9 protein-coding genes are annotated in these 12,944 nt (G+C 69.0%); 7 read left to right on the top strand and 2 right to left on the bottom strand.

Features of this window, described 5'->3' with window-relative positions; genetic code table 11:
• Nucleotides 1-15: 15 nt before the first annotated feature.
• The gene (locus tag FHU35_RS05415; protein ID WP_145737250.1) at nt 16-1,305 is read left to right on the top strand and encodes an MFS transporter; all 1,290 of its coding nucleotides are present in this window, start codon (nt 16-18) and stop codon (nt 1,303-1,305) included.
• A 100-nt stretch (nt 1,306-1,405) separates the two neighbouring features.
• On the opposite strand, the gene FHU35_RS05410 is transcribed toward FHU35_RS05415, so the two are convergent.
• Nucleotides 1,406-2,755 carry an FAD-dependent oxidoreductase gene (locus FHU35_RS05410; protein WP_145737249.1) on the bottom strand — a complete coding sequence of 450 codons (1,350 nt, stop codon included), beginning with the start codon at nt 2,753-2,755 and terminating at the stop codon, nt 1,406-1,408.
• A 420-nt stretch (nt 2,756-3,175) separates the two neighbouring features.
• On the opposite strand from FHU35_RS05410, the gene FHU35_RS05405 reads away from it, so the two are divergent.
• The 5 genes from FHU35_RS05405 (at nt 3,176) to FHU35_RS05385 (ending at nt 11,240) form a co-directional block, all read left to right on the top strand.
• On the top strand, nt 3,176-5,227 hold the full coding sequence (locus FHU35_RS05405) for a putative bifunctional diguanylate cyclase/phosphodiesterase (protein WP_246110080.1): 2,052 nt from the start codon (nt 3,176-3,178) through the stop codon (nt 5,225-5,227).
• A gap of 186 nt (nt 5,228-5,413) precedes the next feature.
• Nucleotides 5,414-6,223 carry an SAM-dependent methyltransferase gene (locus FHU35_RS05400; protein WP_145737247.1) on the top strand — a complete coding sequence of 270 codons (810 nt, stop codon included), beginning with the start codon at nt 5,414-5,416 and terminating at the stop codon, nt 6,221-6,223.
• 114 nt (nt 6,224-6,337) lie between these two features.
• Entirely contained in the window at nt 6,338-8,452 is a 2,115-nt protein-coding gene (locus tag FHU35_RS05395; RefSeq protein ID WP_145737246.1) for a putative bifunctional diguanylate cyclase/phosphodiesterase, read from the top strand.
• Nucleotides 8,453-8,649: 197 nt separating this feature from the next.
• Nucleotides 8,650-10,686, top strand: a complete 2,037-nt coding sequence (thrS, locus tag FHU35_RS05390; protein WP_425474098.1) for a threonine--tRNA ligase — start codon at nt 8,650-8,652, stop codon at nt 10,684-10,686.
• On the top strand, nt 10,683-11,240 hold the full coding sequence (locus FHU35_RS05385) for an HIT family protein (protein WP_246110079.1): 558 nt from the start codon (nt 10,683-10,685) through the stop codon (nt 11,238-11,240). The genes thrS and FHU35_RS05385 overlap by 4 nt, the downstream gene beginning before the upstream one ends.
• Before the next feature lie 287 nt (nt 11,241-11,527).
• Here FHU35_RS05385 and FHU35_RS05380 read toward each other — a convergent pair whose 3' ends face one another.
• A complete protein-coding gene (locus tag FHU35_RS05380; RefSeq protein WP_145737245.1) occupies nt 11,528-12,052 on the bottom strand; it encodes a YceI family protein in 525 nt (174 codons plus the stop codon).
• A gap of 212 nt (nt 12,053-12,264) precedes the next feature.
• On the opposite strand from FHU35_RS05380, the gene pgsA reads away from it, so the two are divergent.
• Nucleotides 12,265-12,867 (top strand): phosphatidylinositol phosphate synthase, encoded by a 603-nt coding sequence (gene pgsA, locus FHU35_RS05375; RefSeq protein WP_145737244.1) that lies wholly within the window; start codon nt 12,265-12,267, stop codon nt 12,865-12,867.
• Nucleotides 12,868-12,944: the final 77 nt, after the last annotated feature.

Raw genomic sequence — 12,944 nt, 5'->3', positions numbered from 1 at the left:
ACAACGGGAGGCCCCGTGACCGAAACAGCGAGCACGCCACGCATCGATCCCGCCGAGTCGCGCAAGGTCGCGTTCGCCGCGTTCGTCGGTACCGCGCTGGAGTGGTACGACTACTTCCTCTACGGCACGGCGGCGTCGATCGTGTTCGACCGGCTGTACTTCGCGACCGAGGACCCGGCGGTGGCGACGCTGGCCGCGTTCGCCTCGTTCGCGGTGGGCTTCCTCGCGAGGCCGCTCGGCGCGGTGGTGTTCGGCCACCTCGGAGACCGCATCGGGCGCAGGCGCTGCCTGCTCATCACGGTCACGCTGATCAGCGTGGTGACCGGGCTCATCGGCCTGCTGCCCGACTTCGTGGCCATCGGTCTGGCGGCACCGCTGCTGCTGACCGCGTTGCGCGTGCTGCAGGGCATTGCGGTCGGCGGCGAGTGGGGTGGTGCGGTCACGCTCGCGGTGGAGCACGCGCCGCCGGAGCAGCGCGGCCGGTTCGCGGCCCTGCCGCAGATCGGTTCACCGATCGGAACCCTGCTGTCCTCGGGCGGGTTCTACCTGGTGGCGATGCTGCCCGACGAGTCCTTCGACTCGTGGGGCTGGCGACTGCCGTTCCTGGCGGCCTTCCCGCTGCTGGGCGTCGCGCTGTACCTGCGGCGCAGGGTGGGGGAGTCGCCGCTGTTCGAGCGGATGCTCGCCGAGCACGACCGCGCTTCGGTTCCCGCGCTGGAGCTGTTCCGCACGGCTTGGCGGCAGGTGCTGATCGGCATCGCGGCGTCGCTGATCGGCATCGGCGGCTTCTACCTGCTGACGACGTTCGTGATCAGCTACGGCGCGGGTCAGCTGGAGTTGCCGAAGTCGCTGATGCTGGGCGCGACGCTGATCGCGGCGGCGGTCCAGGTGGTGACGCTGATCTTCGGCGGCAGGCTGGCCGACCGCTACAGCCCGGGACGGGTCTGCCTGTGGGGCGGTGTGCTCTCGGCCGCGGTGGCGTTCCCGGTGTTCTGGATGATCGACACGCGCAACCCGGCGCTGGTGATCATCGCGGTGACGCTGGGCATCAACTGCCTGTCGATCCCCTACGCCGTGTCGGGTTCGCTGCTGGCCGGGCTGTTCCCGGTCCACCTGCGCTACAGCGGCGTCGCGATCTCGTCCAACTTCAGCGGGCTGATCAGCGGCTTCGTCCCGCTGATCGCCAGCGCCCTGCTGATCGCCAGCGACGAGCGGTCCTGGTCCACAGCAGCCCTGCTGCTCGTCCTCGCCCTCATCACCGCAGCAGGAGGCCTCCTCGCCCACAGGACAACCCACCCGGCCTGACCGCCCCACGACAGAACCGCAGGAATCGTGCTGACGATTCCTGCGGTTCTCGGTCGTGGGGGCCGGGCCCTCGGTCTTCTCCGCGCGGGTGACGCGGTCGTCACTCGCCTCGGGAGATCTTGACCATCTCGTCTCGGGCGACGACCTTGATGCGCTCGCGGCCGTGGGGCTCGCCGAGGGACTTCTCGTGGGTGTCCAGGCGGGCCCAGCCCTCCCAGGTCGTGTACTCGATGCCGCGCTCCTCCAGCACGTTGATGATGCTGTCGGAGTCGGGCTGCTCGGGCTCGGGGAGCTGGTCGAGGTCTTCCAGCAGGTGGTTGATCGTCTCCAGGGCGTCGCCCTTGGTGTGCCCGATCAGGCCGACGGGACCGCGCTTGATCCAGCCGGTCGTGTAGACGCCGGGGATGTGCTCGCCGTCGAGGTCCAGGACGCGGCCGCCGTCGTTGGGCACCGTGCCCTTCTTGGTGTCGAAGGGCAGGTCGGCGATCGGCGAGCTGAGGTAGCCGACGGCCCGGTAGACCTGCTGGACCGGGTAGGTCTCGTACTCGCCGGTGCCGCGCACGTTGCCGTCGCCGGTGAGCTCCATGACCTCGACCTTGAAGCTCTCCACGCGGTCGGTGCCGGTGACCTCCACCGGGCCGCGCAGGAAGTGCAGGTGCAGGCGGCGCTTGGTGTTGTGCTTGGGGTCGCGCAGCGCCCAGTCCTGCAGGGTCTTGACGATGGACTTGACCTGGTTGTTGTTGGTGATCTCCTGCTCGCTGGCCTCGTCGAGCTCGAAGCCCTCCGGGTGCACGATGATCTCGACCTCGTCCTGGTGGTCGAGCTCGCGCAGCTCCAGCGGCGTGAACTTGGCCTGCGCAGGCCCGCGACGCGCGAACAGGTGCACGTCGGTGACCGTGGAGTCGCACAAGCCCCGGTAGACGTTGTCCGGGATCTCGGTGCTGAGCATGTCGTCGGCCTGCTTGGCCAGCACTCGGGCCACGTCCAGCGCGACGTTGCCCGCGCCGATCACGGCGACGTGCTCACCGTCGAGGGTCCAGTCGCGCGGCGACTCGGGGTAGCCGTCGTACCAGTAGACGAACTCGGCGGCGCCGTAGCTGTGCGGCAGGTCGATGCCCGGGATGTCCAGCGGGCGGTCCTGGTCGGCGCCGGTCGAGAAGATCACCGAGTCGTAGTAGCGCTGCAGGTCTTCGAGCTTGACGTCCACGCCGTACTCGACGTGGCCGAGGAAGCGGATCTCCGGCTTCTCCATGACGCGCTGCAGCGCGTTGATGATGCCCTTGATGCGCGGGTGGTCGGGGGCCACGCCGTAGCGGATCAGGCCGTAGGGTGCCGGCATCCGGTCCAGCAGGTCGATCTCGACCGGGGTCTCGGACTTGGTCAGGATGTCGGCGGCGTACACGCCGGCCGGGCCGGCCCCGACGATCGCGACTCGCAACGGGCGGGTCATGCACTCTCCTCCAGGTGCGCCTGGCTCGGCGCGCTCGACTGCGAAGCCGCGCGACAGCGGACCCGAAATGGACCGGGCCTTGGGCCATGCGCGGAATCAACCCCCAGCTTAGGTCTGCCTTACCCCCGATCCCGCCATGCGGGCTGGTGACAATGCTCATAACGGATCTCGGCCACTACCTCGCGGAACCGGACGGCTGAAGATCATTTCCACCGTCCGGTCTACGCGAGAGGGCGGACCAGGCGCATTTCTTCACCGCTGAGTACGTGACCGGACGCGGTGAGTGACAGTAGGATCAGGCATTGATCAACCGCGTCGGTACTCAACGTGCAGAACCGATTACACGCGGTGTTGACGATGTCGAGGACAGGGTGGGCGCGTGCGTCGAACGCCACACCGGAGTACCGCCGGAGCGCAACCGTGATCACCGAGGTGGTTCGCGAGGAGTTCCTCCAGCGGTGGAAGCGCGAGATCGCGCACAGCGGCTCCGTGCCGCTGCGCCGCGGTGAAGCCGAAGAGCTGCTGGGCGGCTGCTTGGAGCACCTGCTCGGCGAGCTCTCCTGCCCGGATCGCGAGGGCGCGGCCCAGGCCGCGGGCGCGGCACTGGTGGCGCTGCACCGACGCGACCCCGCCGTCCTCCCCAGCACGCTCAAGCTCCTCGCCGCCGAACTGCCCGGAGTGCTGCCCGACGTCCCGCCGGCCCGGATCGTGACCGCCCTCGGCAACCTCGCCGCCGGCTTCGCCGAGGAGTTGCGCGCGGGCGAGGCGGTCGTGCAGCGCCCGGCCCGCAACCACCGCGGACGGTCGGAGGTGCTGTTCAACACCCCCAGCACGGGCGTGGCGGCGGTCAGCACCACCGGCGTGATCGAGGAGGCCAACGCGGCGCTGCGCCGCATGTTCCGGCTCTCCGAGGCCGAGCTGCTCGGCGCCTCGGTGCTGCGGCTCGTCGACGACCGGTGGCGCCCGGAGCTCACGGGAGCGCTCGCCGACCTCGCTGACGGAGCGGGAGAGCGGGTGAACCTCGACGCCCGCTTCACCGCTGCCGACGACGCGCAGGTGTGGGTGCGGATGACGGCGCTTCTGGTCCGCGACGACCTCGGCAGGCCCGATCACCTCGTGGTGCTCTGCGAGGACATCACCGACCGGCACCTGCTCCAGGAGCAGTTCCGCAAGCAGGCCGTTCAGGACCCGCTGACCGGGCTGGCCAACCGCGCCCAGCTCGAATCCTGCATCGACGCCGCGCTCACGCCCGTCTACCCCGGTCGCCGCGTGGGTCTGTGCCTGTTCGACCTGGACGGGTTCAAGGCCGTCAACGACAGCCTCGGTCACGGCATCGGCGACCGGATGCTGCGCGAGGTGGCGCGCAGGTTGCAAGCGCTGGCCGCGCAGGAGAGCGCGGTGGTCTCGCGCACCGGCGGCGACGAGTTCGCCGTGGTCATCCCCGACTCCTACGACGCCGCCCGGGTGGTCGACCTGGTCGACCTGCTGCTCCGGGAGATCACCAAGCCGATGTGGATCGGTGCCCACGAGCTGACCGCCTCCGCCAGCGTCGGCATCGTCGAGCGCGAGGTGATCGGCACCGACACCGGTTCTCTGCTGCGCGACGCCGACATCACGCTGTTCCGCGCCAAGCGCGACGGGCGCGCGCTGTGGGTTCTCTTCGACCCCGAGCGAAACGCGGTGGCGCACGAGAACTTCCGGCTGTCGGCGGCGCTGCCCTCGGCGCTGGAGAAGAACGAGCTGTTCGTGGAGTACGACCCCGTCGCCGACGTCGAGACCGGCAGCATCATGGCCGTGATGGCCAACGTGCGCTGGGACCACGACGAGTTCGGCGAACTGGGGGCGAGCCGGTTCTTCGGCCTCGCCGAGGAAACCGGCCTGATCACCAGGCTGGGCGGCTGGACCCTGGAGCAGGCGGGCAACCACGCGGCCCGCTGGGCGCGCGAGCTCGGTGAGCACGCGCCGCTGCTGGCGGTGACGCTCTCGGCCCGCCACTGCCGCGACCCCGAGCTGGTCCGCGATCTGCGCGAATCGCTGGAGACCACCGGGCTTCCCGCGGCGTCGCTGGTGCTGTGCCTGCCGGAATCCGCGTTGTTCGACCACCAAGGGGAACCGGTGGACACCGTGGAGATCTTCGCCGAGATGGGGATCCAGCTGTTCGTGCAGGAGTTCGGCTCGGGCTACTCCCGCGTGGACCGGCTCAAAGATCTGCCGCTGGCGGGGGTTCTCATCGACGGACCGCACATCGATGGTCTGGCGGACCCCGGTGGGCCGGAACCGATCAGCGAATACCTGGTGCGCAGCGCGGTCGGCGCGGCGCGACTGATGGACCTCCCGGTGCTGGCCACCGGTGTGACGAGTGCGGAGCAGGCGAACCGGTTGTCGGAGATCGGGGTCGGCCTGATCCAGGGGCCGCACGTCAGCGATCGGGTGTCGGCGATGGAGGTCGTCGATCTCGTGGGCGGCGCGTAGTTGATCTCAAGTGGCTCGAAAACCCCGAAGGAGAAGCAGGATTCCTGGAGAGGGACCAACGCCCGAGCGCATTGGTCGCACCACTGACGGTGCATGACCGGGCGCTGTGCGTGACAGTACGATGGCCTTCTTGATCACCTTTTCCCGGGTGTCGAACTGAAAACCACGTGCAGGAGGCTGGATTCTATGGAGCAGCGACCCGACTGGCTGGCCGAGGGAGTCGACCTGGACAAGCCCAGCGCCGCCCGCTGTTACGACTTCTACTTAGGTGGCGCGCACAACTTCGCCGTGGACCGCGAACTGGGCAACCAGGTCCTGGGCGTCGTGCCCAACGTCAAGGAGGTCGCGCTCAACAACCGCGCCTTCCTGCGCCGCGCGGTGCGCTACTGCCTCGACCAGGGGATCCGCCAATTCCTCGACATCGGTTCGGGAATCCCGACGGCGGGCAACGTGCACGAGATCGTGCACGCGGTGGACCCGCAGGCGCGCGTGGTCTACGTCGACAACGAGCCGGTCGCCGTGGCGCACAGCCGCTCGATCCTCGAGGGCAACGAGAACGCCACGATCGTGCAAGCCGATCTGCTGGACGTGCCCGCGGTGCTGGAATCCGCGGAAACCCAGCGGTTGCTGGACTTCTCGCAGCCGGTCGCGGTGATGATGGTGGCGCTGCTGCACTTCGTCCCCGACAGCGCCAAGCCGCGCGAGATCATCGGCCAGTACTACGACAAGATGGCTCCCGGCAGCTACCTGGGCTTCTCGCACGTCACCGGCGAGGACTTCCCGGAAGGCGTGCAGGGCCTGGTCAAGCTCTACGAGAACAGCTCCAACCCGGTCACCCTGCGGACCCGCGCCGAGGTCGCCGAGTTGGTCTCCGATTTCGAGCTCGTCGAGCCGAGGGTGGTCTACGTCCCGGAGTGGCACCCCGACTCGCCCGAGGACGTCGGTGAACGACCCGAGGAGTCCATCGTCTACGGACTGGTCGGGCGCAAGGTCTGACGCGTCGTCGTGCGAGCTCGCGACGGTGTGGCCAGACTGATCACCGACTTCGCACCGGCCGGTCCCCGGCCGGTGCGCGATGCGACCGGCAACGCCGGGCAGAAGGTGTGAGCGATGCCTGAAACCGACGGAAGCCCCGACACCGGGGCGGCCGAACGTCGGCACGTGGTTGCGCAGTGGACGCGCGAGATCATCCACACCAGCTACGTGGCGATGGGCCGTCCCGAGATCGAGGCGTTCCTGGAGAAGTGCTTCGACGACGTGCTCGCCGCGTGCGACGGGCCGCTGGAACCCGCGCGGCGGACCGGTGAGCGCTTGGTCGGAGTGCACTTCACCAACCCCGTCGTCGTGCACAGAACGCTCAACCACCTGGCCTCCGCGCTCCCGGACCACCGCGAGGTGGACCCGGCCAGGCTGGTCGACGTGCTCGGCGCGGTCGGGTCGGGATTCGCCGGTGCGCTGCGCGAGCAGACGCTCGACGAGCAGGAGATCATCAAGCAGTCCGTGCTCGACGCCCGGGACGCCGCCGAGGAGGCGTTGCGGGCGTCGGAGGCGCGGTCGCGGGCCGTGTTCACCTCCTCCGCCCTGGGCATCGCGGTCGTCACCCTCGACGGCGTGATCGACGAGATCAACGAGTCGATGACCAGGATCTTCCGCCTCGGCGAGGAATCGCTGGTGGGCCGGACGATCTTCGACCTCGCCGACACGTCGTGGATCGGCGAGCTGACGGCGGCCAACGCGGACCTGGTGCGGGGTGAGGTGGACCGCTTCCAGCTGGAGACCCGCTTCACCGAGCAGCACGGCTCGCACATCTGGACGCAGCTGTCGGCGTCGCTGGTGCGCGCCGCCGACGGCGCGCCCGACTACCTGGTGATGCTCTACGAGGACATCACCGATCGGCACATGCTCCAGGAGCAGTTCCGACGCCAGGCCGTGCACGACCCGCTGACCGGGCTGCCCAACCGGACCCAGCTGCAGACCAGCATGGAACGCGCGCTGGAACGCACGCACCCCGATCGCCGGGTCGGTCTGTGCTTCTTCGACCTGGACGGCTTCAAGGCCGTCAACGACAGCCTCGGACATCCCGTCGGAGACCAGCTGCTGCGGGCCGTCGCCCAGCGCCTGCAGGCCCTGACCTCCGAGTTCGGCGCGCTGGCGGCGCGGATGGGCGGCGACGAGTTCGTGGTCCTAGTGCCCGACACCGAGGGTGCGGCAGGACTGGTGGGGCAGGTGGAGAAGATGCTCGCCGAGGTCACCCGGCCCGCGCGCATCGGCGCCCACGAGCTCGCGGCCTCGGCCAGCGTCGGCATCGTCGAACGGCCGGTGGCCGGCACCGACGCCGAATCGCTGCTGCGGGATGCCGACATCACCCTCTACCGGGCCAAGCAGGACGGACGGGCGCAGTGGGTGCTGTTCGACGCCGCGCTCAACGCCGAGGCCCGCGACCGCTTCAAGCTCTCCGCGGCCCTGCCCGCCGCGCTGGACCAGGGCGAGCTGTTCGTCGAGTACGAGCCGATGCGGTTGCTCGGCGACCGCTCGCTGTTCGCCGCGGCCGCGGACATCCGCTGGGACCACCCCGAGTTCGGCGAGCTGGGGCAGGGCTCGTTCCTGGACCTGGCCGAGGAGACCGGGCTGATCACCCGCCTCGGCAGCTGGGCGCTCGGAGAGGTCTGCAGGCACGCCGCGCACTGGACGGAGCGCTTCGGCGAGCGGGGACCGATCGTGGCGATGAACCTCTCGCACCGGCACTGCCGGGACCCCGAGCTGGTCAAAGACGTGCAGCGGATCCTGCGCGAGACCGGCCTGCCCGCGCGGTTGCTGGCGCTGGGCATGCCCGAGTCCGCTCTGTTCGATCACCAGGGCGACACCGTGGACACCGTGGAGATCTTCGCCGAGATGGGCATCCGGCTGGTCGTCTACCAGTTCGGGGACGACTACGCGCGGGTCGCGCGGCTGCGCGGGCTGCCGCTGTTCGGAGTGCACATCGGCGGCCCGCACCTGGCCAGGTTCGCCGATCCCGACGGGCCCGATCCGCTGGACGAGTACCTGCTCGGCGCCGCGACCGGCGCGGCCGACCTGATGGAGCTGCCGGTGGTCGCCGGCGGTGTCCGCGACGAGCTGCAGGCCGAGCGGCTGCGGGCGCTGGGCGTGTGCGCGGCGATCGGACCGTTCGCAGGTGAGCGGGTGTCCGCGCTGGAGCTGGAGGAGCTCATCGCGGAGTCGGACTGAGGGGTGAGCGGCGCAGCCGCTGCGACCGCCTGCGCAGCTCGCACCGCCGCGGTTCCGCTACCCGCACCGCCGAGCAAGGCGACCACTGGAACCCTCAGCAAGGTCGTGGGCTGGGCGTTAACCGCTTGGTGCCCACCGATAGCATCGGGTTGCGAAGCGTATCCGCGCCGGTGAACCGGCCCAGTCTAGGAGTGATCGTGTCCGTACAGCCTTCCCGCGCCCAGCAAGCACCTCGGGTGAAGGTTCCGGCGGGCACTACCGCGGGCGCGGCCGTCGCCGAGGCGGGGCTGCCGTCCAAGGGTGCGGAGGCCGTCGTGGTCGTCCGCGACGCCGAGGGCGCCCTGCGCGACCTGGACTGGGCGCCCGAAGCGGACGCCGAGGTCGAGGCCGTGGCCGCTGAGTCCGAAGAGGGCCGCAGCGTCATCCGCCACTCCGCCGCGCACGTGCTCGCGCAGGCGGTGCAGGACCTGTTCCCGGACGCGAAGCTGGGCATCGGCCCGCCGGTCCGCGACGGCTTCTACTACGACTTCGACGTCGACAAGCCGTTCACCCCGGAGGACCTGCAGGCGCTGGAGAAGCGCATGAAGCAGATCCTCAAGTCCGGTCAGAAGTTCTCCCGCCGCCGCCTGGACTCGGTCGAGGCCGCGAAGGAGGAGCTGGCGAATGAGCCGTACAAGCTCGAACTCGTCGACCTCAAGTCCGGCGACGATTCGGTGGACACCTCCGAGGTCATGGAGGTCGGCGGCGGCGACCTGACCGTCTACGACAACATCGACCGGCACGGTGAGCGCGTCTGGGGCGACCTGTGCCGCGGCCCGCACGTGCCGCACACCCGGTTCATCCCGGCCTTCAAGCTGACCCGCGTCGCCGCCGCCTACTGGCGCGGTGACCAGGCCAACCAGCAGCTCCAGCGCGTCTACGGCACCGCCTGGGAGTCCAAGGAGAAGCTGGAGGAGCACGTCGAGCGGCTGGCCGAGGCCGAGCGGCGCGATCACCGCAAGCTGGGCGCCGAGCTGGACCTGTTCTCGTTCCCGGACGAGATCGGGTCGGGTCTGCCGGTGTTCCACCCCAAGGGCGGGATCATCAAGCGCGAGATGGAGGACTACGTCCGCGAGCGCCACATCGAAGAGGGCTTCGAGTACGTCGGCACCCCGCACATCTCGCACGAGCAGCTGTTCCACACCTCGGGTCACCTGCCGTACTACGCGGACACGATGTTCCCGCCGATGGAGTTCGACGGGTACCAGTACCGCCTCAAGGCGATGAACTGCCCGATGCACAACCTCATCTTCCGCTCGCGCGGGCGCTCGTACCGCGAGCTGCCGCTGCGGCTGTTCGAGTTCGGCCACGTGTACCGGTACGAGAAGTCGGGCGTCATCCAGGGCCTGACCCGCGTGCGCGGGTTCGCGCAGGACGACTCGCACAGCTACTGCACCAAGGAGCAGGCGCCCGACGAGGTCAAGCACCTGCTGAACTTCATGCTGTCGGTGCTGCGCGACTTCGGGATGGACGACTTCTACCTGGAGATGTCCACTCGCGACGATTCCAAGCCCGACAAGTTCGCCGGTTCGGACGAGGACTGGGCAGAAGCGACCGCCGTCCTCGAACAGGTCGCGCACGACAGCGGCCTGGAGCTGGTGGCCGATCCGGGCGGTGCCGCGTTCTACGGGCCGAAGATCTCGGTGCAGGCCAAGGACGCGATCGGCCGCACCTGGCAGATGGGCACCGTGCAGTACGACTTCAACCAGCCTGAGGGCTTCGAGTTGGAGTACCAGGCGGCCGACGGTGAGCGGAAACGCCCGATCATGATCCACTCGGCGAAGTTCGGCTCGATCGAGCGGTTCTTCGGCGTGCTCACCGAGCACTACGCGGGCGCGTTCCCGGCGTGGCTGGCGCCGGTGCAGGTCGTGGGCATCCCGATCGCCGACGAGCACGTCGAGCACCTGGAGAAGGTGCGCAAGGCGTTGCGCACCAAGGGGATCCGGGTCGACATCGACACCAGCGGCGACCGGATGCAGAAGAAGATCCGCAACCACACCACCCAGAAGGTCCCGTTCATGCTGCTGGCCGGCGGCAAGGACGTGGAAGGCGACGCGGTGTCGTTCCGGTTCCGCGACGGCTCCCAGATCAACGGGGTCGGGGTCGACGACGCGGTCAACGCGCTCGTGGACTGGGTGCAGCGGCGCGAGAACACCTCGCCGACCGCGGAGAACTTCCAGGCAGGTCAGGAGTGAGCGATTCCGAGGGCGTCGAGCTGACGCGGCAGGAAGGTACCGGGATCGACGACGCCCTCCAACGGCTCTGGACCCCGCACCGGATGGCCTACATCCAGGGCGAGAACAAGCCGGAAGGCGACGACAGCGACGGCTGCCCGTTCTGCCGGTTGCTGGAATCCGGTCAGCCGGACTCGGATTCGCTGATCGTGGCCCGCGGCGAGCTCGTGTTCGCGATCCTGAACCTGTACCCGTACAACCCGGGGCACCTGATGGTGCTGCCGTACCGGCACGTCGCGGACTACACCGAGCTCACCTCGGCGGAGACGGTCGCGGTCGCCGAGTACACCCAACGCGCGATGCGGGTGATCCGCACGATCTCGTCGCCGCACGGCTTCAACATCGGCCTCAACCAGGGACCCGTGGCCGGTGCGGGCATCGCCGCGCACCTGCACCAGCACATCGTGCCGCGCTGGGGCGGCGACTCCAACTTCATGCCGGTCATCGGCCACACGAAGGTGCTTCCGCAGCTGCTGGGAGACACATGGAAACTCCTCTCCGAAGCCTGGTCCTGAGGACTGTCGGGGAGTTGCTTTGCGTGGCGGTGCGGGTAGCGGAACCTGAGCGCCTCCGTGGTCTCCGTGCGCCGCTCCTTGAGTATGCCAATTACGAGGCGTCCCGGCGTACTCGCCACGAAGGCGCTCAGAACCCGCGGCGGTGCAGGTTGCTCAGGTGGTGCAAGAGGATGCGGCTCTGCCGCATTCACAAACAGCCTCTAGTCGCCCGGCGCCGCGGTGCGCGGAGCAGGACATGAAAAAGGCAGGACCGGCGTGTGCTGGTCCTGCCTCTTTCGTCTCGGGGTTCAGCTGCGGAGCTGGGCCTCGATGTCGAGGGTGATGGCGATCTTCTCGCCGACGACCGCACCGCCGGCCGGGCCGACGCCGAAGTCGCTGCGGTTGATCGTCGTGGTCGCCGAGATGCCGAGCAGGTTGTCGGAGAAACCGTTGAGCTCGGCGGTCAGCGTGACCGGCTTGGTGACGCCCTTGAGGGTGAACTCACCGTCGATCAGGTAGTCCTCGCCGTTCTGCCGGATTCCGGTGGAGCGGAAGATCGCGGTGGGGAACTGCTCGGCGTCGAAGAAGTCGGCGCTGCGCACGTGGGCATCGCGGTCGGCGTTGCGGGTGTCGATCGACGAGACGTCGATCGTCGCGTGCACCGACGACTGCAGCAGGTCCTCGGCGGTGACGATCTCGGCCGAGAAGGCACCGAAGCGGCCCCGGGACTTGCCGACGCCCATGTGGCGCACGGAGAAGGTGACGTCCGAGTGCACCGGGTCGATGTCCCAGGTGCCGGTCGTGTAGCCGGGGATCTGCGCGGTGGCCGTCATGGTCGCGTACCTCCTGAAGGGGTTGTTGGTGTTGCTCTCACCATGGACCAACTATGTTGAAGCTTCAATCATTCCAGGTGTGCCGTAGGTCACCCGGAGTCGCGGAGGCGGGAGCACCAGCGACCGAGGTCGATCGAGATCCGGCTAATCTGCACCGAGCCGCCCCATGTGCGGAGACCACTGCACACCCCACCGCTGGCACCTGAAGGCACATGCTCAACATCTTCGCGCGGACGTCCGTGTCCCGGCTGACCAATCCGATCGGCCGCGGCCTGGTCCGCATTGGCCTGACGCCGAACGTGGTGACGGTCGTCGGAACCGTCGCCTCGGTCGCGTCGGCGCTGTGGTTCTTCCCGCGCGGATCGCTGTTCGTGGGCACGGTGGTGACGGCGATCTTCCTGCTCTTCGACATCCTCGACGGTGCGATGGCCCGCGTCGGCGGCCGCGTCACGCGCTTCGGGGGAGTGCTCGACGCGAGCTGCGACCGGATCGTCGACGGCGTCCTGTTCGGATCCCTGGTCTGGTGGGCGCTGGTCGTCGACGTCGACCAGGGTCGCGGTCTGGGCCTGCTGATCTGCCTGGCCGGTGCTCAGGTGATCTCCTACGTGAAGGCTCGCGCCGAGGCCAACGGCCTCCAGGCCGACGGCGGGCTCGCCGAACGGGCGGAGCGGTTCCTGATCATCCTCACCGGCACGGGCCTGCACGGGCTCGGCGTGCCGCACGTCCTCGACGTCGCCATCTGGCTCCTGGCGGCCCTGACCCTGGCCACCATCGCCCAACGCCTCCACGCGGTCCACGCCTCGGCTCACCGCTGACCCGGGTGGCGACGTTGACATCGTTCGTTGGCAACGCGCAGTTTTAGTCCAAACCGAGCCATGATCATGTCCGAAAT

The sequence above is a fragment of the Saccharopolyspora dendranthemae genome (genome assembly GCF_007829955.1).
Lineage (GTDB): Bacteria > Actinomycetota > Actinomycetes > Mycobacteriales > Pseudonocardiaceae > Saccharopolyspora > Saccharopolyspora dendranthemae.
This window is presented reverse-complemented; position numbering and strand designations above follow the sequence as displayed.